This window comes from Sediminispirochaeta smaragdinae DSM 11293, assembly GCF_000143985.1.
In the GTDB taxonomy this organism is placed as follows: domain Bacteria; phylum Spirochaetota; class Spirochaetia; order DSM-16054; family Sediminispirochaetaceae; genus Sediminispirochaeta; species Sediminispirochaeta smaragdinae.
The window spans coordinates 1,523,349-1,544,671 of sequence record NC_014364.1 but is presented as its reverse complement, the minus strand read 5'-3'; the positions used below and the strand labels follow the sequence as shown (position 1 = coordinate 1,544,671).

The window sequence follows — 21,323 nt, the reverse complement described above, 5'->3', positions numbered from 1 at the left end:
CTTTTGAGAATTTCACAAAAACCAAGCAAAGAGACCTTTTCAAAGTATACACTGCATGCTATATCGTCGTTGTGTACAATGTTAACATTTCGGATAACAGACAGAAAGAGACGAATTGGGGCCGTACGGCGGTTTGTTACTCCGCCTGCGTGCATCGCAAGCTTGCGGGTAAGGTCCCTGGCAAGGTTGCCAAACCGAAGAGCCAATTCCCGCAGATCAAATAAAAAGAGGGATATCATGAAATCTATTTTTCGACTGCTTCTTCCGTTTTTGATAGTTCTGCCGCTGGTGATTTTAGCTTCCTGTAATCTATTATTTTCATCAGCATCCGACTCCGACGGCTCCAATAGATCTTCATGCTATGGGAGTTCCTATGACCCGGAAATCGAAACCTATGAATCCTCAGGCACAACGTACTTCGTAGACCCGTCAAGCGGTTCCGATCAAAACAGCGGTTCTAAATCGTCGCCATTTGCCAGCCTCTCCTATGCCCTTTCCCAGATGCATGGCGGTGAGCTTCTTTTACTGGAAGACGGAGAGTATGGCGATCTGAAATTCGGGGCTACCTACTATGAGGGAAATAATAAATGCACACCTATCGATGAGGTTTTTCCCGAATGGGTCACCATAAAGGCGGTGAACCTGCACCAAGCAAAATTGGGAATGGTAACCCTTGGGACCAAGACAAACGATGGAGGGTGGTTTTCAATCCCCTTTGCCCAAAATGGCAACAGCAACCTTCGATTGAGAATCGACGGAGTTCAGGCAGAAGCTATAACAGTCCTTGGCAGCCGTTATGCAGATATACGCAACTGTCTGATAACACAAAGCAAAGACTTTTCTTCCCTAAATAATGATGAAAAAGCGGATTTCATGGGGACGGCAGGGGTACGCGCTTCTTGCACCCGCTATGTAACGGTATACAATAATGAAATTACCAACACGGGATTGGGCGTCACCGGCATGGCAAATGATCTTGTCATCAAGAACAACCATATTCACCACAACATGCAAGACGGGATTCAGATTCACGGAGGAACAAACTGGTTAATTGAGGGAAACGTTATTCACGATTTAGATGATGGGATTGGCGACATCGATGGACAGCCAGCACTTCCCTACGGCAAGCATGTAGACTGTATCCATATGTACATGATCAACGCATCCGAAACATACGCTCATGATACAAAGAATGTGACGGTCCGAGGCAATCTCTTCTACCACACCGAATCCATGGATGTGATGATCAATGCGAATACTGCAGGTGGCTATTATGCTAACTTTGTGTGGGAAAACAATATCTTTGCCCCCAGCAATGGTAATTTATTCGTTATGGGTGCCGAATTTGAAGGCAATAACATATTTCGAAATAACACCGTTGTATATACCCCGAACGATCAGTGGACCAGCCACCTGGGACGTAGTTTCGGAACTGGATTTGATGACCCTCGCAGCCCCCATTATTATGTTCAGACATGGGATGTAGGAGCAAAGCGTCCTGGTGCGCAATTTTATAACAATAGTATGACAAGTGCGACCATTTTTAACCAGGGAAAGGGAGTAGTCTATAAGAATATCTACTACAATGGACGTTCCGATAGAACACTGGAAAACGAAGCAGGATACAATGTCGCAGATCTTCCCTACGAGGAGATCACAGGAGATATCCAGGATTATATTGACAGAGGTAAAATTCCGGGAACTCTGAAGGCCGGGAGTATCGCCATCGGGGAGGGATATATGGGAGAGCCAGCTCTGGAAGTCGATTTTAAGGGAGATGCACGGGTAGGAAAGCCGGATATCGGAGCCCTTGAGAGATAAGAATAGACCGAAAGGCTTTTTTACAGTATAGCAAGCATATCGTTGGTACCATGTGTTTCTGTGTCCGGCCGCTATCGAAAGATTCCTGTTTGCGGCCACAGGGGCTATGGCCGCACGGCACTATCCAAAAACAAATATAGTGTCCGGAATCCTGGTGGTCAAAGCCTCTCAATTTTTTTTGTTGCCGCCAATTACAGAGTATAGGGAGATACGATCAAGCAATCCTGGAAACCTAAGGATTTTTCCGGGAAAGACGGCATGAAACCACCAGGATTCCGAACACTACTAAAAACAAACCCTATAGAACATACCCACAGGAAAGCTATTTGCCGCATCCCTATAACAATAGTATTATTGAACTATCTATAGTGATAAGGATGGTACCTATGGAACAGTTTTCCACCTATATTCCTACCCAAATTCAGTTCGGTCCTGGATCGCTCGAAAGTCTCGGACGTGAAAAACTGCCGGGAAAAAAGGCGCTCATCGTTGTTTCGGCCGGCGGTTCAATGAAGCGCCATGGCTACCTCGACAGGACGGCGGCTCTTCTGAAAAAGCAGGGAATCGATTCGGTTATCTTTGATAAAATTCTGCCCAACCCGATTCTTTCCCACGTCATGGAGGGAGCGGCTCTGGCAAGGCAAGAGGGTTGCGACTTTGTCCTTGGTCTGGGAGGAGGAAGCAGCATCGACTCGGCAAAGAGTATCGCCGTCATGGTGAATAATCCTGGAGACTACTGGGATTACATCAACGGCGGCAGTGGTAAGGGAAAGCCGGTTACCGAAGCAGTGCTGCCCATTGTTGCGATAACGACCACCGCAGGCACCGGTACCGAGGCAGATCCCTGGACCGTTATCACCAACCAGGATAAAAATGAAAAAATCGGTTTCGGCACCCCCGACACCTTCCCCACCCTCTCCATCGTCGATCCCGAACTTATGCTTTCGGTCCCGCCAAAACTGACCGCCTACCAGGGCTTCGATGCCTTCTTTCATGCAGCAGAGGGGTATATCGCCAATATTGCCACGCCTATCAGCGACCTCTACGCCCTTGAAAGCGTACGACTGGTCAGCCGATACCTCCCCAGGGTCGTTGCGGATGGAAACGACATCGAGGCAAGAAGTAAGGTTGCCCTGGCCAACACCCTTTCGGGGATGGTGGAATCTACCTCAAGTTGTACCTCGGAGCACAGCATGGAGCATGCGCTAAGCGCCTTTAAGCCCGAACTCCCCCACGGGGCCGGGCTTATCATGCTTAGCAAGGCCTACTTCACCCACTTTGCATCGGTAGTCCCCCAGCGGCTTGCAACGCTTGCCGAGGCCATGGGAGAGGAGACCTCCGCAGTACCAGAGGCTGATCGTGCCATGTTGATGGTCACGGCCCTGGAAAAACTCCAAAGGGCGTGTGGAGTCGATGAACTAAAGATGTCCGACTACGGCCTTGAGAAGGCCCAGATCCCTGCGTATGCACAAAATGCCCGTAACACCATGGGAGGACTCTTTGAAATGGACAGAGCCCCGCTGAACACGCAGGATGTCATTGCGATCTACGAGAAGGCTTACCGCTGATGAAGGTGGCCATCTGCCAGTTTGAACCCCGCCTGGGAGAGGCGGAAGAAAACCGCAAACGGATGGTCGAGCTTTTAGCGTCCATCGATGCAGAGCTTGTGGTGCTGCCCGAGCTCGCCGTCAGCGGTTATAACTTTGCATCCCCAAAGCAGCTGCTCTCTCTTGCCGAAGAGGCGGAGGGAAAAACAGCTGAGGCTCTCACATCTCTTGCAAAGAAAACCGGTGCCCGATATGTCGTCGGTATTCCCGAGGCTTCCGGCGGGAAACTCTACAACAGCGCCATTATGGTTGGTCCACAGGGGCTTGAGGGAAGCTACCGCAAGGTCCATCTCTTTTATAAGGAGAAGGAGTTCTTTCAGTCCGGCGAGGCCCCCTTCGCCCTGATCGACGTCGACGGGGTAAAGATCGGGCTTCTGATCTGTTTCGACCATATGTTCCCCGAAGCGGCACGGACCCTGGCCCTAAAGGGAGCACAGATCATCTGCCATCCCTCCAACCTGGTGCTTCCGGAGTACGGCCAGCTTACAAGTCGTGTCAGGGCACTGGAGAACCGGGTCTTCTGGCTTTTGGCAAACAGGACAGGGCGAGAGAAAGGAGCGGCGGGAGAGCTTTCCTATACCGGTGCAAGCCAAATCGTCTCCTGCGACGGATCGCTTCTCGCCCGCGCGCAAGGAAGCGAAAAGGGAGCAAACGAAATCATCTATGCCGATATCGATCCCCGGAAGGCAAAAAACAAGGCGGTAACGGCGCTGAACGACCTCTTTGAAGACCGTCGCCCTGCGTTCTATAGCTTATGAGGAGCTTGTGAGGAAAGATCTCGCTGCTTACGGCTATACCGGATATTCCCTTCGGCTCTTCTCGATCCTTTTTCGGCTTGCACGAATCTCATCGCCGTAGTCGTCAAAGGTTTCCCTGAGAAGACGCCGGAGGCTTGCAAGCCCGAACTCACGGGCACCCACCTCAAAGTTGTGCTCAACCATTCGCGCTCTTCGTTCACCATCCTGCAGAAGCCGATGCATCTCTTCTACCGCAGAATCGGGGATAATGAGGCGGTTTTCTTCGTCGTAGATATCACGTATTTCGATATTATCGAAACCGGCAATCTTTATATCGGTTTTATAGACCAGGTAGGTTGTCGTCACGATCGGCACCTTTGCTGCAACCGCTTCCAGAAGTGCATTGCCGAACCCTTCCCAGACGGGGAGATAGGTGACCAGATCGGCATTGACCAGCACATCCCGATTTGTAAACATCATCCGCCCCTGTTCATCATTTCCTCGCTGAGCGGCGACCCTGTCGCTGATGAGCCGTAAATCAATCTTTCGATCCTTACACATGGAACGGATCTGACCGATGTAGTCCTGATCGGGTTCATCTCCCTGGTACAGGCTGATGACGAAACGCACCCTGGAGGCCAGCTCCGGATAACGGAGCAGGAAGCGCCCAACCAGTTCCACCGAGTCCTCGATCCGCTTTCTTCTGACGATTCGCGTCGGCTGGATAATGAGGATATCATCATCGGAAAAACCAAGTTCGGCGCGAAAATGGCCGTTATAATCATCCTTTTTCGGTGGATGCTCAAAATCCTCACAATTGGGAATCACCCGGGGATGAACCCGCTTAAAGGAGCGCAGGATATGTTCGGCATAACTTGAAAGAACCACATGTTCGAGCCCCGGTTCGGCGGGGGGCATGATCATGCCGAGGAGTTCTTCGATATGATTGTGGCTGAAACGACTCCGTTCCCACCAGAAATCGTGGTGATGGAAAATGGTGGCGACCCGCCGCTCCGTCGAAAGCTTGTATACCGCCATACCCGCAAGCAGTGCCATCGGCATGGCATTTGTATTCTGTGCGATGATCACATCGATACCATAGCGCTGAATCATACCGAAGAGCTCGTTTGCCAGCCTATTCCCCTGATCCTCAAGCTTCTCAAGCAAACGCTCCTTACGGTCGTCGGAAAGCCGAAAAGGGCCGCTGCGAAGATGGGGGAAAAACCAATTCTCATACTCGAGTTGATCCTCACTACCGAAACGGAGATCGGAAACAACAAACTGCCTTTCCTCGGGTATCGAGGAGAGGGGTTTCGGGTAGAAGCCCGCAAAGGTATAGATCTCATGCCCCTGGGCGAGAAGGACGTCAATCCACTTGTCGACCTCGAGAGAAACACCGTCAACATCACCCAGTTTTCCACAAATGATTGCCACACGGAAGGTGTCGGGTACCTGTTTTGCCATAGAGTATTATCCTATCTTACAGAAAAAAGTGGGCCCATATGTCCCTTCCAACGGGGGTTCTTGCTGGACATATCCTCGTTGTAGAAGGGGGGCGGAAGAGGAGTCGAATCGGGCTGAATGATCCGCAAAAGGTAGTTACTTATCCAGCGGGAAAGCTGGAGGACAACCATCTTATGTCGCAAACGTCCCTGTACATCCCGATTCAAAATCTCGGGGATGGTACTGGTGGTAACAATCTCATCGAGAACGGAATCGTTGAGATTGCTTCTGCACTCCCGGCTCGAATAGAAGTGGGTTACGAAAAAGACGATACGATTCGGACCGGCGCTCTTGAGAAGACGACACGCCTCGATGATGGTATTTCCCGTTCGGACCATGTCGTCGATAATGACGATATCCCTTCCGGCAAGATCGGAAAGCGCGATCTCGGATTCGGGCGACAGATCGATCTCCACACATCGTTCGTCTTTACGGCACTTGTCAAGAAAGACAAGGGGAACATCATCTCTTCCGACGGACTTTTTCACACGTCGCACGAAATCAAGTGCGCCCTTGTCGGGAGCACAGAGTACCATTCCCTTCTGTGAAACAACATCGGAATCGCTGATGTAGTCCGCATAGAGATCATCGGGAAGAAGATTATGAAAGCGCCCCTCAAAACGGTCCATGAAAATAGCCTGAACGGAAACAGAATGGTTGTGCACGGTCACGATTTCATCGACCCCCGCCGCCTTGAGCAGATCGGCATAGAGGCGGGCGGAAAAGGGCTGGCCGTCGAATTTCTGATAATCCTCTTCGTTTCTCACGAAGGCGGTATAACCGTGCTCGCGTCTCGGCCCCCTGTCCTGAGCGCTGTAAAACAGATCGGGTTCGAGAAGAATCACCTTATCGGCCCCGTTGTCCCGCGCAGCCCTTGCAATAAGGAGCGTACGCATCGCAAGCTCATCCCGGCTGCTGCTCCCGTAATTGGTGCTGATGATCACAACGGCCTTCCCTTCGAGCTGCCTGCCGGGCTGGTCGTTGGATCTGTCGGAAATGATGAAACGGGGACAAAATTCGGTGTTCACAAAACTTTTCAGACTAATAAGATCGGAGTAATCCTCGTGCTGCTGGAGATGATGGGCTACATCTTCCACAACAGGATTGTCGGCCACGGTTCCAACAATCACCACATTTTGCATTACAAGCCCCTCCCCTTCTGGTCAGAATCGTAAAGTCCAGTCGCACGCTATTCTACCCGTTTTGCGCCTCGGTGAAAAGCGGTTCTTTTTTTAACAGTGCAAGATCTCGCAAAAAGAAAAATCCGGTGACCATCGCGGCAAGAAAATCGGAAATAGGGGGCGCAAACCAAATTCCGTTCAATCCGAGAAACGAGGGCAAAAAAACAATAAGCGGAATGAGGAACAGCACCTGACGACTCATGGAAAGAATCATAGCCTTCTGAGGCTGGCCGGTGGCTTGAAAATAGTTGGAGGAAACCACTTGAAACCCCACTAACGGCAACATCAGAAAGAATTTCCTAATGGCAGGAACGGCCATGGCAAGAAGGTTATCGTTCCCCGGAGCAAAGAAAGCGATCAGCTTTGAGGGAAAAAGCTGGGCAAGGCAGAAGCCGAGGCTGGTAATTGCCGTGGCGGCAAAGATGGCAAGCCAAATGGTATGCCGTACGCGGGCGAAGGAACGTGCTCCGTAGTTGTAGCCGATCAGAGGCTGGGCTCCCTGGTTCAGGCCGAAAATAGGCATCATAATGAACATGAGTATGGAATAGATGATCCCCATGCTGCTAATCGCAAGATCACCACCGTATCGTTGCAGTTGGTTGTTGAGAATCATGTTAAACACGCTGGAGGTCAGCTGCATAACAAAGGGGGCACTGCCGAGTCCAAATATTCGCAACACGGTGGTCCGATCCAAACGCATCCCGGCAAGGGTGATGGAGAGAACACTTTTCGGACCGAAGAAGTAGCTGAGGACCCAAAGGCTGCTGACAAACTGGCTGATAACCGTTGCTATGGCTGCTCCGCGAATCCCCATATCGAGCACAAAGATAAAAACAGGATCAAGGATGATGTTGATTCCCGCCCCAATCAGCATGGTGATCATGGCCGCCCGAGGATTTCCTTCGCCTCGAATAAAGTTATTGAGACCGAATCCAATCTGATTGACCAGGACACCGAGCAGGATAACGCTCAGATAATCCCTGGCATAGGGAAGCGATTGTTCACTGGCCCCGAAAAGCTTCAACATGGGATCAAGAAAGATCAACCCAAGGACCATAAGCAGAAGAGAGACAATGATCAGCAGTGTAAAGGAGTTCCCCAGTATCTTGCGGGCAAACTCCCGGTCATTTTTCCCCAGGGCGATAGAGAGTGCCGACGCTCCACCGATTCCGATCAACATACCAAAGGCCATAATAACGAGCATAACGGGAAAACCCACGGTGGCACCGGCAATTCCCATGGGGCCAATCCCGTTTCCGATGTAGATTCTGTCTACGATGTTATAGGTAGCCTGTACCATCATGCCGGCGATGGCAGGCAGTGAGAAGTTGAGCAAGAGGCGAGGTATACTCCCCGTGCCCATCATTTTTGATCTGTCCATATCCGCCCACTTTGCACCGGAGTAGATCAGAAGGTCAAGTATCTACTCCAAGCATTTGCCTCATAACGTCCACAAAGGGCGTGAATGGCTGCATCATCCGGTCCTGCGCTTTCCTTTGAATAGTCGGACAACTCCCCGGACTCAAGGCCGAAACAGCGGATAGCATTCCCGGCGGTGAGCATCTCGATCTTCTCCTCTGTCGTACCGACTCGCCGCATCTCCCTTATGAGGAGGGGCCAGGCAACCAAGGATGGAAGGCCGGAAGCAAAGCCCTTCCGCTTATCATCGATACGGTGGGGTGCATGATCGCTCTCGATCCAATCGATTCGTCCGTTCACAAGAGCATTCCAAAGCACGCTCCTGCTCTCGGGAGAGCGTAAGGGGGGATTGACCTTAAAAAGCAGCCCCTCTTCTCCCTCCGGAACCAGTGAGCTGTCCAGAAGCAGATGGTGAGGGGTCGCCCCACATGTGATGCGAAAGGAAAGCTCGCCGGCAGCCGAGGCCTTCCTTGCCTCTTCAACCAGGTGAAGGGCCTCAGGTGAGGAGATATGGCAAATATGAAGTGTTCCGGAAAAGCCGGCCAGTCGTGCGGATGCTATCTGATCGGCGACCGAAGCAACTTCCGCCTCCTCAGGACGGGCCAGGGAGTGGGTGGAAGGCTTCGCAGGGTCCCAAAGCTCAGGGGAAAAGAGCCCCTCCTTTTCGCAATGGACCGCTACAAGGCCCTTATATGATTCCCGGGCAAGACGTTTCCAAATCGCTTCTTGCCGTTCTTTTTCAACAACGGCCAGAGAGCCGGTTGATCGACCGGCAAAAAGCTTCATACCGATGAGCCGGGGGAAAAGTTCCCGCCAGAGGGCTACCATCTCGGCAACCTGGTCTCCGTCAGAAGTAAGCCCCCCGTAAAGGGCATAAAAGGGCGCGGATTTTCCGGTACGTGCAGAGAGCATCTCTGCGGCCCCTGCGGCATCGGAAAGTCGCCTGCGGATATGATACTCGTCGATTAAAGGCGGCTGACAGTTGGGCATATCGAAAAGGGCAGAGACCCCGCAGAGCATGGCACTCTCCATGCCGTGGTACAGGCTTTCCTTGTCTATCTGTTCCCAGTCGCGAAGGTGAACATGAGGATCAATGATCATCGGAAAAATCTCCCGGCTTTACGCCCCGCACCTCAAGCTCGGTAAGGGTGAAAAAGGTTCCCTCTCTGCAGGTGAGCTTTCCGGCACAGACACATTCGCCACAGAGCCCCACACCGCAACGGGTGGATGTCTCTATGCTGAGGCTGATTCGATCCGCAGGAATCCCGGCGGCCCGGCCTGTTGCTGCTGCGGCCTCCATGAAGGGGGCCGGGCCGATAACATAAAGGGCACTCTCCGCCGCCGATCCCTCTGCAGCAAGCTCGCCGGCGAAAACCTTGACAGCCCTGCCGATCACCCCATCGTCCTGAACCACCTGGTATGATCCCAAAGCGGAAAGTTCTTTGGAAAAGAGGGTGTCGGCATCACGCATCGTCCCTGCCGCCGCTTCCCGATCGGAAAGGGCCATGAAAATCGAAAGCTTGCTTCCCCTGCCGGATAGGGCAGAGGCAAGGGTGGGAACCACGGCAAGTCCCGTTCCCCCGGCAAGGATCCAGGCCCGCCGGGTAGCAGGAAGCCTTGCGCCGCTGCCGTACATTCCCCGCATGTACAGGGTATCCCCCGCTTCCAGGGCACAGAGAGCACGGGTCATCTCGCCCCGCTCACGAACCAAAAAGGTGAGAGGATCGGAAAGGGCGACGGAAAAGGGCTTCTCCCCTACTCCGGGAATCCAGAGGAACACAAACTGCCCGGCCTCAAAGGGAACCCTTCCGTCGAGGGTGATTCGACGCAAGCCCCCGATTCCCGACCGCGCCGAGCGTATCCGATAGGGACGATAGACCATCTGAGGCTTTTCTATCCTTGGAACAGCCGTACGTCCGTTTTTTTCTGCCCCATCCGAGGGGGCAAGTTCCTCGAACCATCCCTCCCAATCTTCAGGCCTCACCATGGCAAAGGCGCTGCCGATGCCAACGACATCGGCCCCGGCCTCCCGCATGGCGATCACGCCCGTCGCATCTTCGACCCCGCCCATACCGATGATAAGGGGATCTGCCCCGACCTGCTCTCTGATGCTCCGAACCTTTTCCACGGCCTCGCGGTGAATCCAACGTCCTGACTTTCCGCCCTTTCCTCCGTGGATGTTCATCAGTATCGGCTTACCGGAGTGTTTTTCGATGTAGAGCTCGGGTCCGAAGGTGTTGACCGCAACAAGGCCGTCGGCCCCCGCCCTCATTGCCGCTTCAGCCACAGCCCCGATATCCTCGGTGTTGGGCGTGAGCTTTGGAAGAAGCGGAAGGTCCGTCACCTCACGGATTGCCTTGACGTAACGCTCCACAAGCTCAGGATCGACCCCGATACTCATGCCGTAGCCCGGCGCAGCATGGGGACAGGAAAAGTTGAGTTCAAGGGTGTCCGCAACAGGGGAAAAGCCCTCGGCAAGACGAACGAACTCCTCCGGGCTGCTGCCGGAGAGGCTTACGTTCAGCAGCGCACGCATCTTCCAGGAACTTCTGAGGCGAATCAGTTCTTCGAGAGCCTTTTCCATCCCGGGATTGCGCAGACCTACGGCGTTTCCAAAAGAGCCTGCGGAGGTCTCGACGATGATAGGCTCCCGGTTCCCCGGATTCGGGACAAGCTGGTAGCTCTTGGTGGTAATCATCACCAAACCGGGGATACGGCGATCGAGTTCCCGAATCATCTCAGGGCGGGTTGAGAGGATACCGCTTACCGTGGCAAAACCACCGAAACGCCCTTCGCCGCAACCGAGCCGACTTCGAAGCGCCTCCCGCCTGCTGCCGGCATCTTTCGGCCAGGAAAGGCCGAAGCGATCTTTCTCAGAACTCACGGCTGATCTCCTCAATGAGCCGGGCAAGGGCATCGGTGGAAAGCCTATCCCAATCCGGGGGAGGAGCAAGTTTCTGCTTCACCCAGGGATGGGTGATACCGCTGGATGAGTTTATTCGTGCAAGATCGATGGGATAGCCGCTTTGCGAAAGCGTGCGGACCGTCACCCCGGCACTGCCCCCCTGGCCGCCGACACCGGGAATAAGGAGAGGAACCTGCTTCGATGCGTAAAAAGCGGAGAGACGGCCAAGCTCCTGGGGATTGGTAGCCCCGACCACAGCCCCGCAGCCGGGAAAGCGAGCGGCGCTCTCGGCTATGGCCCGGGCTACCGTCATGTAGAGCGGAGCAAGTCCTCCCGCATCGTCACGAAGTTCCAAGTTCTGGAGCTCCGCGCCACTGGGATTACTGGTACGGTTCAGGATATAGACCCCCTTTCCCTTTTCGCACCAGGAGACAAAGGGACCGGTGGAATCACTGCCCATGTAGGGGGCTACTGTCACAGCATCGGCCTTCCAGCAGGCAAAGGCCTCCTGGGCATAGTTCGCACTGCTGCTTGCAATGTCTCCCCGCTTTGCGTCGAGGATGACGGGAACACCGGGAAAGGCTTCCTCGATCATCGTCAAGACCTGTGCAAGGGTCTTACTTCCCGAAAAATTTCCCTCACGAGGCCGATCCAGCCGATGATAATAACCGATATTCGGCTTAAAGGCAGCGGGATAGAGCGAACGGGTGATCATACGGTCAAAAAGGGTTTCGAAGGTCTTTATCACCCGTTGGGCCGGAGGAAGCTCTTCAAAGGGAAAGTGCTCGGGCAGCGGATCCAATCCGAGACAGACGATATTGCCCTGTTTCTGCGCACTTGTACGCAATGACTCTATATACATCTCACTCTCCTTTTTTCGGCGGGAAACCGTTTTTTTCTCCCCATCCAAAGGGATCGCTTCTCCAGCTGCGAAGTTGCTTCTCTTCTTCCGAATCAATATCACCACGGCGGCGGGCCACGTCGATAAGCGTGTTGTAATCAAGAATGGGATGGCAGCGGCATGCCGGATCTAAGGTCGAGAAGGCATCGGCCGCCTTATCCAGGCCGTAGGAAAAGATGGCGAGGCAGAGGGGTACCTCGGCCCCGCATTCCCGAAGGGCATTAAGGGCGGCAATACTGCTGCCGCCGGTGGATATAAGGTCCTCTACCAAAACGAGGCGCTTGGCCGCAAGATCATCCGGGGATGCAATCCCTTCTATCCGGTTGCCCATGCCGTGGCCCTTGGATGAAGAACGGACATAGACCAGAGGAAGCCTGAGCAGATCGGCCAGCGTAGTTGCATGGGGGATTCCTGCGGTAGCTGTACCGGCGATGATGTCGAAGCCGTCTTCCTCTTCGAGCATGAGACGAAAGGCAGATGCCACCAGGTTTCGGGATTCCCAAGAAGAAAGCAGCATTCGGTTATCATTATAAATCGGCATATGATAGCCGGACGCCCAGAGAAAGGGTTTCTCGGGGCTCAGGCGGATTGCCCCTATGGTAAGGCTTGCCTCTGCGAGAGCAACCGCATATTCATGTGCTTTATGCCTGCTGTTCATTTCCAGATCTCCTTGAAGGTGTGTGGCTTCTCGCAATATTTGCATACGAAAATATCTCCTGCAACCCGGAAAAACTCGGCAGGGACCGACTCACCGTTTGAGGGGTGGCTGATACATGCCGTATTACTACAACTGATGGTGTCGAAATTGTAGATCCGCGGCGGCATGTGCAGCCGCAGTTTTTTGACCACCCTGCTTTCATGGATGATGTTGAGGGTGCTCCCCGGCGCGATGGCCGCAAGCTGCTTCATTTGCTTCCCGTCAAAACCCGAGAAACCGGGGCGGAAAATGATTCCTTTCATGGTACCGGGAGCGATGCGGCTGCTGGTTACCCACTCGCCGCCCTTTCCGTAGAGCTTGAGCACCCCGATGATTCGTGCCATATGCTCTCTGATCTCCTGCTCGCTGTCCCCCCGGCAAATATGATCGATCACGATACCGTCTGAGATAGGATTTACCCCCTCGGCATACTGTTTCGGCGGCCCATCCTGGGCAACGGGGACATCCTGAAGGAAGGGCTCATCATCGACCGAAGCAAGAGGCTTTTCTGCCTTAGGGACAAAATCGTGTCCGATTTTTCCGGCGATGAGAGAGAGCAGTACGATACGGATCAATTTCCCGTTGATCGACTGATTCTCCCAGCCGTTGAGCTCGGTATCGTCAAGGAAGGTGGGAATGGTCGGGTGCTCCTTGTGTCGGGGAAGGGGATGATAAAATTTCGTTCCGTCAGCGATTTTAGAAAGGAACTCCCTTCGAAAAACGATTTTGCTGCGGAGTTCATCCTGCCGTTTCAGAATATCGTCACCCATTCGTTCTAACTGTGGACGGGTAAAATACCAGATCGGTGCCGTATTCGATTGGGAAAGATACTCTTCGATGGAAGAAAAAGTGCGGACAGCAAAATCGTTCTCTTCCATTTTCCTGACATAGTATTCGGGCATGGCAAGTTCCTTCGGTGCAATCAGATCAACCGAGACCGAACCAAAGAGCTTTAAACCGTCGACCTTCGAGTGAACCGTTCTGCCGTGATACAAATCTCCTACAAGGGCAATATGCAGCCTGGATTCGTCCCAATCAAGCTGTTCAAGGAAGCTGAACTCATCGAGCAGCTCTTGAGTCGGATGTTCGTGCTTACCGTCTCCGGCATTGATGAAGGCGGGGGGCACGGAAAGTCCGTTCCGGCGAGCAAACTCCTTTCCGTTTTCTTCAAGCCATCGGCAAACCCCTTCCAAGGTACTGCGGACAATAAAGATCTTATTATCATAGCCGCAAAGGGTATTGAAGGTATCGGCATAGCTCTCTTTTTTATTGATGGAGCTGTGTCCGACATCGAGGCTGTTGAGTTTGACTCCATGAAACTGGGCCGCATTTTTGAACGACTCCTTTGTCCGAGTACTGTCCTCCAGAAATACCTCGTAGATACCGAAGTCGCCGTCGTCGATACGATACTCATCGACGGTTTTCCTGTCGCCCTCCAAAAGTGCCTGCTTCAATCTTCGAGTATGCGAAAAAAGATAAAGCCGTTCTTCCTGACTGAAGTCCCTGATAACTGCCAGGGTCCTCCCCTGAAACGTATTGGTATTCATCCTTCCTCCTTAATAACATTGGGGCAAAAAAAAACCGGCACAACGGCCGGTTGATTAATCATAAAAAATTCATCGGAAAAACAGGACGGAAGATGCATCCCGTTTCCCACCGGATGCTTTTCGTTGCCTATACTCCGCATTATCCTTGCTTGACCCATATATAGGAGGAGTATACCCGAGAAACACATTTTTTTGCAAGTCCCTTCCTTATTCCACATCCTTATCCTATACCAATCCTATACGACGTTGTCTCCGTAAAATCGGAGAGAAGCTTGCATGATCGGAGAGATTGGTTATACTTTACCTATGAAAACAATCAACGAGAAAATCAGATGGGGAGTCCTCGGTGCCGCAAATATTGCACAAAAAAGTGTTATTCCCGCGGCTCAGAAATCCAGACAGCTTGAAATAACAGCCATTGCCAGCAGATCGGAAGAAAAGGCGCAGGAAGCGGCCGAATTCCTCGGCATAAAGAACTATTACGGGAGCTATGAAGCGCTGCTGCAGGATCCCGACATCGATGCACTCTACATTCCCTTGCCAAATCATCTCCATGCACAATGGGCGATCGCGGCAATGGAGGCAGGCAAGCACGTATTGTGTGAAAAGCCCATCGCCCTTTCTCTGGAGGAGATCGATGCGATAATCAGAACCAGAGACAAAACAGGAATGAAGATTGGTGAAGCCTTCATGGTAAAAAGCCATCCTCAGTGGGAGGCTGCCGTAAAACTGAAAAATGAAGGAGTCCTGGGGACGCTGACCGGAGGTCAGGGAAGTTTTACCTATTACAACGATAATCCTCAAAATGTCAGGAACATGTACAACAAGGGAGGAGGAGGTTTGTGGGACATCGGTGTGTATCCGGTTTTCACCAGCCGTCTCTTCTTTGGAGAAGAGCCAGAATCGGTCTGTGCGATCGTGGAAAGCGACCCCCAATTCGGTATCGATCGACTTGCATCGGCCATACTGAAATTCCCTTCCGGGCAATTCTCTTTCATCTGCGGAACACAGACAAACAGTTATCAGCATATTCGGTTTTTCGGAACAAAGGGAACGCTTGAGATTCCCATGCCTTTCAACCCTTCCCCCACGGAAAAGGCCACTATTCTACTCTCCGGCACGAAAGCGGATAAACAGCTACAGACGATCTCTTTCGACGCTGTAGATCAGTACACCCTCGAACTGGAGGCCTTCTCCGAAGCCATCCGAACAGGAAGAGAGGTACCTGTGCCTCTGGAAAACAGCAGGCATAACACCGCCGTCATATTGGCCCTTTTCAGGGCAGCCGAACAAGGGAAATGGGAGACCGTATAGTCTACATATGAAAACACTTTCGAGTTTGACAACACGCCGCCTTTACCTTTTGCTTTTTTTATTGCTCTTCATCCTAGTGCTGGTCATCATTTTTTCGGTTACCGCCGTAAGATTTGAGACAATGGGTACCGACTACCGGGCGGCCCTGAATAAGGTCAACGGGGTAATCACTGAATTGCACCATATCAGACTTATGCCGCCGGAGCAGCGAAGTTTCGACCGCCTTGAGGAGCGTCTGGACGCCCTTTCCGAAACCCCGGCGATTACAAGGGGAAGAGCCGAGCCGACAGACGATCTACATGGCCTTGTGGCGAAGCTGAAGGAGGGGAGCATAAGTTTTGATCAAGCCGTCGATGTGGTCGGTTCTGTTGCACGAAACCTGTCCACCCGTTTTTATCAAAACAGAAAGTGGCTCATCTCCATCGCAGCCCTTGATATCATCCTCAACCTGGCGGCTATCGTCATTCTTCTTGTGGTAACCCTGAGCCTCAGGAGTGCGACACACTACTTCTACGGACAGATTGGCAGAGGTCTTGAGTCTATGCAACAGGTTCTCAACTATGAGCAGGATCGACTTGAACTCATTCCCCCGAAATGGGAAGAGGGGCGGCGCTTAAACGAGGCGGTCAGGCGTTTCACCGAACAGATCGATCAGGATCGAACCCTGCGGGAGATGGAGCTACAGACAAACATCGAAGCGCTCCTTCCCATGGTAAAGGAGCTAATAGGGGATAAAATTCCATGCGATCGCATTTCGGTTGCCTTTCTCGATACCCAGGGAATCGTCATTGCAGAGGCGGCCATCAGTTCCATGGAAAAAGTCGTGCTCGAACCTGGGTTTACGGAGCACATAAACAGCACAACCCTGGCCAGGGTCATCGCACAGAAAGAGCCGAGGATCATTAACGATCTTGAGGCTCATTACAAGACAGTACATGCATCGATATCGACCGGGAAGATTCTCGAAGAGGGGATCAGGGCGAGCATAACCGTTCCGCTGTTCTTCGAAACTCGATGCGTCGGCTTCTTTTTTATCTCGAGCAGGTTGAAAGATGCATACCGTAAGAACCATGCATATCATGCGAAAAGAATCGCCTATACCATAAAGCAGAACCTTTACTACACCTTTGTCCTTCAGCAGGTCGTAGCAGAATCTGCCACCGCCTTCGTAAAGCTGACGGAAAAAAAAGATAACGAAACGAGCCTTCATATTCTTCGAATGGCCCGTTACAGCTATCTTATCGCCCGCCAGATTCTTAATTCGGGAACCTACTCGATATCGCCCAGGTTCATCCGGGAAATACTCTGGTTTGCCCCCCTCCACGATATCGGTAAGATAGGTATCCCTGATTCCATTCTGTTAAAGCCGGGACCTCTCACCCCTGCAGAACGAAACATCATGGAAAGTCATGTCACCATAGGAGAAGAGGTGATTTGGTCGATGGACAGAGGCTTGCGGAAAACGATGGAGCATTCACTGCTGAGGACCGCCATCGACATCATCAAAAGTCATCATGAGAAATGGGACGGCAGCGGCTATCCCGACGGATTGAGGGGGGAATCCATTCCCCTTGCGGGAAGAATTACCGCCATTGCCGATGTATTCGATGCATTGACAAGCAGGCGTTCGTATAAAGAGCCCTTTTCTGTGGAAAAATCCCTAGGAATCATACGAAACGGCAAGGGTAGTCATTTTGATCCTGTGGTGGTGGAGGCCTTCGAGACCACACTGCCCGAGATACTCGCTTTCTACGAAACCCACAAAGAGGTGTGACAAACTATGAGTCCTCTTACCCTCTATGGAGCCGCCGCAACACTATTCCTCATCATGGACCCCTTCGGAAACATTGCAACATTTCTTTCGGTCCTCGCCTCGGTTCCCCAGCGACGAAGAAAAAAGATTATCATTCGTGAAATGCTTATCGCCCTCGTCATTCTTATGCTCTTTCTCTTCTTTGGAAAATATATTCTTGAGGGAATGCAGATCACCGAACCGGCCTTAAGCATATCGGGGGGAACGATTCTGTTTCTCATTGCGGTGAAAATGATCTTTCCAACAGGCGGCGGAGGAGACAAACAGCAGCCGGAAAGTGAACCTATTGTTGTGCCTCTTGCGGTCCCCCTGGTCGCCGGCCCTTCCGCGATGGCAATGGTCATCCTTTTTTCCACTCAGGCACCGGAGAAAATACTTCTCTGGTTTCTCGCCCTTCTCATCGCCTGGAGTCTCAGTGCACTTATCCTCATCAGTGCCGAAACCTTGAGCAAACTTCTCGGACCCCGTGCAATTAAGGCGATCGAGCGGCTGATGGGAATGATTCTCACCACCATGGCAATACAGATGCTCCTCAGCGGAATTGCCTCGTTCGTTTCCTCGCTGTGACGCGCTATTGGCCAAGCAAGAACAATCTGCTACCATCTTTTTTTATGGAGGCTCGGTGATGTCTGTGTACCGAATTCATTTTACCTGGAACAAAAAAGAGGTTGCCATAAAGGCGACCAGTCTTGATTTGACTCATCCCTACTTCGTCTCCATGAAAGGGCTTATCCTTCCGGAAAGCAACGGCCTCATCATCGATCCCAGTCGGGATGAACTCACAAAGGCCTTCGGGGAAGCAGACCATATCATGATCCCTTTTCAGACCGTCTCCCTCATAGAGGAGTTAAAAGAGAGCGATCCTGCCGACGAACTCGGTTTACGGCACAAGGTCACCCCTTTTCACCTCATCGAAAACGAGGATGAAGGCAAGGATGACCAGGATGAAGAGCCGGAAGCCTAAACGACTCCAGGCCCTATTAATCTTCCATCAGAAGAAACAATATCGGAAACAAGGGTGAGCTTATTCAGGGCAAGAGAGACGGCTGGAACGCTATCGTCGCCCGAAAGGAAGCGAGCGATGGCGGTTCGTTTTTTTTCACCCAACGCAAGGAGCACTATCTCGGAACCGGCATTGATCCAGGGAAAAGAGAGGGTAATGCGGCGATGGGGATGATTGGGGGATTCGGAGATAAAGGCCTCTTCGCGCCGCTTCCAATCGGCGGGACAACAGGGAAAGAGGGAGGCGACATGGCCATCGTTCCCAAGCCCGAGAAGCGTCAAGGTCGGTGGCGCAAGCCGCTCATCAGAACCTTGAGATCCTGAACCGAGCACCTGAACAAGAAAATCGCGAGGATCGGCATCGGGCGGAAAAGGATGAAAGCGTTGTTCAAGCCCTTTCCAGCCGCCTGTCAGGTGTTCCCGAATAAGGCGGGCATTACTGTCGGGGTGGGTCTGAGGCACGATGCGCTCATCGGCCTGTATCAAAACCAGGGGCTCCCAGAAGGAGGTTCCCCTGCTCTTCCCTTCATCCCGCCAAAGATGGAACAGCGGTAAGGGAGAAGTTCCTCCGGGCACGGCAACAACGACGGGGTATTGGGAAGCGGAAACCAAGGCTTCGATACGCCCATAGATTAGTCGCGCCGCATGATCGGCATCTTGTACCGCAAGAAAATTCATTTTACCCCCAGAGGCTCTATCCAGTGCCTGCCTTCTCGTTCGATCAAATCGTGGGCCTCACCAGGCCCCCAGGTTCCTGCGGGATAGAACGGAATCGAATCCCGAGACTCCCAGTAGCTAACAAACGGATCGGTAAAGGACCAGGAAGCCTCCACATCATCCTGACGAACAAACAACGAGGCATCTCCCCGCATGGCATCGAGGATAAGCCTCCTGTAGGGAGGGATGGCCCGGGTCCCGAAGGTTTCTCTATAACTGAAGCGAAGGTCTACGGGATAGAGCATATTGGCGGCTTCCGGGTATTTTACGCCGATATGCAGATCAATCATCTCCTCCGGCTGAATAACAATCCTGAGAAACGAGGGTTCTAAGGGGTTGCAGTCGTCGCGGAAAAGCTTAAGCGGGGGTTGCTTGAACTGTAAGATGATCTCCGTTCCCTTTACAGGGAAACGCTTACCGGTACGCAGGTAGAAGGGAACCCCTGCCCAGCGCCAGGAATCGATATAGACCTTTGCAGCGAAAAAGGTGGGAACGACAGAGGCGGAATCGACTCGGTCCTCCTCGCGATAGCCCGGCACCTTTTTACCTGCAATGCTCCCCGCAGCATACTGCCCAACCACCGAGCAGTCGGCAACCTCGTCGACGGAGACGGGACGAAGCGAGCGGAGCACCTTGATCTTCTCATCCCTGACCCGTTCGGCGTGAAAATCGGTAGGAGGCTCCATTGCAACAAGAGCAAGCAGCTGCAAGAGATGGTTCTGAAAGATATCCCTGATTGCTCCGGTCCTTTCGTAGAAACCTCCGCGATGGCCGATGCCGATATCTTCCCCCACGGTGATCTGTACAGAATCGATCCCGTTGCGGTTCCATATCGGCTCAAAAATACCATTGGCAAAACGGAAGAAGCTGATATTCTGAACCGTCTCCTTCCCCAAATAGTGATCCATACGAAAGATCTGCTCCTCCCGAAAGGCGGAGGCAACAAGGATATTCAGCCTTCGGGCGCCGGAAAGATCCTTTCCAAAGGGTTTTTCGATGATGATTTTCACCCGCCCGGCTTCCGTCGGCAGAGAAGAGGCGGCAATCTGATTGATAATGGTTTCGTAACTTGCCTCGGGAACAGCCAGATAGTAGAGCAGCTGTTCGGCATCGGGGAAAGATTCGATGAGCGTCGCAAGACGATCGTAGCCCTCCGCCTTCTCAAAATGGCCGTAAAGGAAATAGAGGCGGGAAAGAAAGCTGTCGAGATCGTCAGCCCGATGATCGGGGCACTCCTCCTCAATAGACTGACGTACAAGAGAGCGAAATTGGCCGTCATCCAGTTCCTGCCGTCCATAGGCAGCAATGGAAAAGGTTTGAGGGAATTCTCCCGAGCTAAAGGCATTGAACAGGGTGGGAAAAAGTTTCCTCCTGCTCAGGTCCCCAGCGCCTCCAAAAATGATGAGCGAAAAAGGAGAGACGGGAACAGCCTCCTCGACATCGCATTCTGTCATATCAAGCTCTCCGATGTACTGACGAGGACACCCTTCATCCTGAGTTCCCCTACCCGCTTATCGGAAAAACCCGCAGGCTGATCGACAGGCCTGCAAAGATCCTGCAGTATCGTCGTTTTATACCCAAGGGCAAGGGCATCAAGGGCTGAAAAAAAGACACACCAGTCCAGGGCAAGGCCCGCAAGAAAAACCGTATCGATTCCGCAGGTTTGCAGATAGCCATGAAGTCCGGTAGGGGTCTTTCCGTCGTTTTCGAAAAAGGCCGAGTACGAATCGAGATGGAGGGAGGTTCCTTTTCTTAGTATCAGATCGGCCCTGTCGATATCCAGGACGGGATGAAAATCGGCTCCAGGCGTTCCTGCCACACAGTGAACCGGCCATAAATTTTGGGTGATACCGTTGGCCTCTATCCGATCATTGACCTTTTTCCCCTCATGGGTGGAGGCAAAGGAAATATGGCCTAAGGGGTGCCAATCGGCGGTAGCCACCACCTTCCCGAATCCCGAACGGCCGGGGGAGTCAAGCAGACGGTTGATAGGTGGGACAATTGCATCCCCGTCCGTAACGGCCAGGGCACCTTCGGGACAAAAATCGTTCTGAATATCAATTAATATTAATGCGCTTGCACTCATGTCTCCATCATACACCAAAGCCCTGTTCATTGCCAGGTTGGTAGATGGGTGAAAGAAGGATAGTTTGACCTCC

The 21,323-nt window shown here is 52.5% G+C and carries 18 protein-coding genes; 7 read left to right on the top strand and 11 right to left on the bottom strand.

Going from position 1 to position 21,323, the window contains the following annotated elements; translation table 11 throughout:
- The first annotated feature begins 237 nt into the window (after positions 1 to 237).
- The 3 genes from SPIRS_RS07280 to SPIRS_RS07270 all read left to right on the top strand — a co-directional run bounded on the left by SPIRS_RS07280 (position 238) and on the right by SPIRS_RS07270 (position 4,186).
- The gene (locus SPIRS_RS07280) at positions 238 to 1,821 is read left to right on the top strand and encodes a right-handed parallel beta-helix repeat-containing protein (protein ID WP_013254034.1); all 1,584 of its coding nucleotides are present in this window, start codon (positions 238 to 240) and stop codon (positions 1,819 to 1,821) included.
- 386 nt (positions 1,822 to 2,207) lie between these two features.
- Complete coding sequence (locus tag SPIRS_RS07275) at positions 2,208 to 3,389, top strand: iron-containing alcohol dehydrogenase (protein ID WP_013254033.1); 1,182 nt, start codon at positions 2,208 to 2,210, stop codon at positions 3,387 to 3,389.
- Positions 3,389 to 4,186 (top strand): nitrilase-related carbon-nitrogen hydrolase, encoded by a 798-nt coding sequence (locus tag SPIRS_RS07270; RefSeq protein ID WP_013254032.1) that lies wholly within the window; start codon positions 3,389 to 3,391, stop codon positions 4,184 to 4,186. The genes SPIRS_RS07275 and SPIRS_RS07270 overlap by 1 nt, the downstream gene beginning before the upstream one ends.
- Positions 4,187 to 4,219: 33 nt before the next feature.
- Here SPIRS_RS07270 and SPIRS_RS07265 read toward each other — a convergent pair whose 3' ends face one another.
- Genes SPIRS_RS07265 through SPIRS_RS07230 form a run of 8 tightly spaced genes read right to left on the bottom strand, consistent with a single transcriptional unit; the run spans position 4,220 to position 14,318 of the window.
- Positions 4,220 to 5,629, bottom strand: a complete 1,410-nt coding sequence (locus SPIRS_RS07265) for a glycosyltransferase family 4 protein (RefSeq protein WP_013254031.1) — start codon at positions 5,627 to 5,629, stop codon at positions 4,220 to 4,222.
- A gap of 11 nt (positions 5,630 to 5,640) precedes the next feature.
- The gene (locus SPIRS_RS07260) at positions 5,641 to 6,810 is read right to left on the bottom strand and encodes a ribose-phosphate diphosphokinase (RefSeq protein ID WP_013254030.1); all 1,170 of its coding nucleotides are present in this window, start codon (positions 6,808 to 6,810) and stop codon (positions 5,641 to 5,643) included.
- Between the two features lie 52 nt (positions 6,811 to 6,862).
- Complete coding sequence (locus tag SPIRS_RS07255; RefSeq protein ID WP_041866008.1) at positions 6,863 to 8,230, bottom strand: MATE family efflux transporter; 1,368 nt, start codon at positions 8,228 to 8,230, stop codon at positions 6,863 to 6,865.
- Between the two features lie 26 nt (positions 8,231 to 8,256).
- On the bottom strand, positions 8,257 to 9,369 hold the full coding sequence (locus tag SPIRS_RS07250) for a dihydroorotase (RefSeq protein WP_013254028.1): 1,113 nt from the start codon (positions 9,367 to 9,369) through the stop codon (positions 8,257 to 8,259).
- Positions 9,359 to 11,152 carry a dihydroorotate dehydrogenase gene (locus SPIRS_RS07245; RefSeq protein ID WP_013254027.1) on the bottom strand — a complete coding sequence of 598 codons (1,794 nt, stop codon included), beginning with the start codon at positions 11,150 to 11,152 and terminating at the stop codon, positions 9,359 to 9,361. The genes SPIRS_RS07250 and SPIRS_RS07245 overlap by 11 nt, the downstream gene beginning before the upstream one ends.
- The gene (gene pyrF, locus SPIRS_RS07240) at positions 11,142 to 12,035 is read right to left on the bottom strand and encodes an orotidine-5'-phosphate decarboxylase (protein ID WP_013254026.1); all 894 of its coding nucleotides are present in this window, start codon (positions 12,033 to 12,035) and stop codon (positions 11,142 to 11,144) included. Before pyrF ends, SPIRS_RS07245 begins: the two co-directional genes overlap by 11 nt.
- A gap of 1 nt (position 12,036) precedes the next feature.
- Entirely contained in the window at positions 12,037 to 12,732 is a 696-nt protein-coding gene (locus SPIRS_RS07235; RefSeq protein WP_013254025.1) for an orotate phosphoribosyltransferase, read from the bottom strand.
- A complete protein-coding gene (locus SPIRS_RS07230) occupies positions 12,729 to 14,318 on the bottom strand; it encodes a bifunctional aspartate carbamoyltransferase catalytic subunit/aspartate carbamoyltransferase regulatory subunit (RefSeq protein ID WP_013254024.1) in 1,590 nt (529 codons plus the stop codon). The genes SPIRS_RS07235 and SPIRS_RS07230 overlap by 4 nt, the downstream gene beginning before the upstream one ends.
- Positions 14,319 to 14,594: 276 nt before the next feature.
- Between SPIRS_RS07230 and SPIRS_RS07225 the strand changes: the two genes are divergently transcribed.
- The 4 genes from SPIRS_RS07225 to SPIRS_RS07210 are packed head-to-tail and all read left to right on the top strand — an operon-like array spanning position 14,595 to position 18,409.
- Positions 14,595 to 15,632 (top strand): Gfo/Idh/MocA family protein, encoded by a 1,038-nt coding sequence (locus tag SPIRS_RS07225; RefSeq protein ID WP_083771461.1) that lies wholly within the window; start codon positions 14,595 to 14,597, stop codon positions 15,630 to 15,632.
- 7 nt (positions 15,633 to 15,639) lie between these two features.
- A complete protein-coding gene (locus SPIRS_RS07220; RefSeq protein WP_013254021.1) occupies positions 15,640 to 17,406 on the top strand; it encodes an HD-GYP domain-containing protein in 1,767 nt (588 codons plus the stop codon).
- A 6-nt stretch (positions 17,407 to 17,412) separates the two neighbouring features.
- Positions 17,413 to 18,012: a MarC family protein gene (locus tag SPIRS_RS07215; RefSeq protein WP_013254020.1), complete on the top strand. Its 600-nt coding sequence runs from the start codon at positions 17,413 to 17,415 to the stop codon at positions 18,010 to 18,012.
- 58 nt (positions 18,013 to 18,070) lie between these two features.
- Positions 18,071 to 18,409, top strand: coding sequence for a DUF1820 family protein (locus SPIRS_RS07210; protein ID WP_013254019.1), 339 nt, complete (start codon positions 18,071 to 18,073; stop codon positions 18,407 to 18,409).
- Here SPIRS_RS07210 and SPIRS_RS07205 read toward each other — a convergent pair.
- The 3 genes from SPIRS_RS07205 to pncA are packed head-to-tail and all read right to left on the bottom strand — an operon-like array spanning position 18,406 to position 21,250.
- The gene (locus SPIRS_RS07205) at positions 18,406 to 19,125 is read right to left on the bottom strand and encodes a 6-phosphogluconolactonase (protein WP_013254018.1); all 720 of its coding nucleotides are present in this window, start codon (positions 19,123 to 19,125) and stop codon (positions 18,406 to 18,408) included. The genes SPIRS_RS07210 and SPIRS_RS07205 overlap by 4 nt on opposite strands.
- Positions 19,122 to 20,618, bottom strand: coding sequence for a glucose-6-phosphate dehydrogenase (zwf, locus tag SPIRS_RS07200; RefSeq protein WP_013254017.1), 1,497 nt, complete (start codon positions 20,616 to 20,618; stop codon positions 19,122 to 19,124). Before zwf ends, SPIRS_RS07205 begins: the two co-directional genes overlap by 4 nt.
- Positions 20,615 to 21,250 (bottom strand): bifunctional nicotinamidase/pyrazinamidase, encoded by a 636-nt coding sequence (gene pncA / locus SPIRS_RS07195; RefSeq protein WP_013254016.1) that lies wholly within the window; start codon positions 21,248 to 21,250, stop codon positions 20,615 to 20,617. Before pncA ends, zwf begins: the two co-directional genes overlap by 4 nt.
- Positions 21,251 to 21,323: the final 73 nt, after the last annotated feature.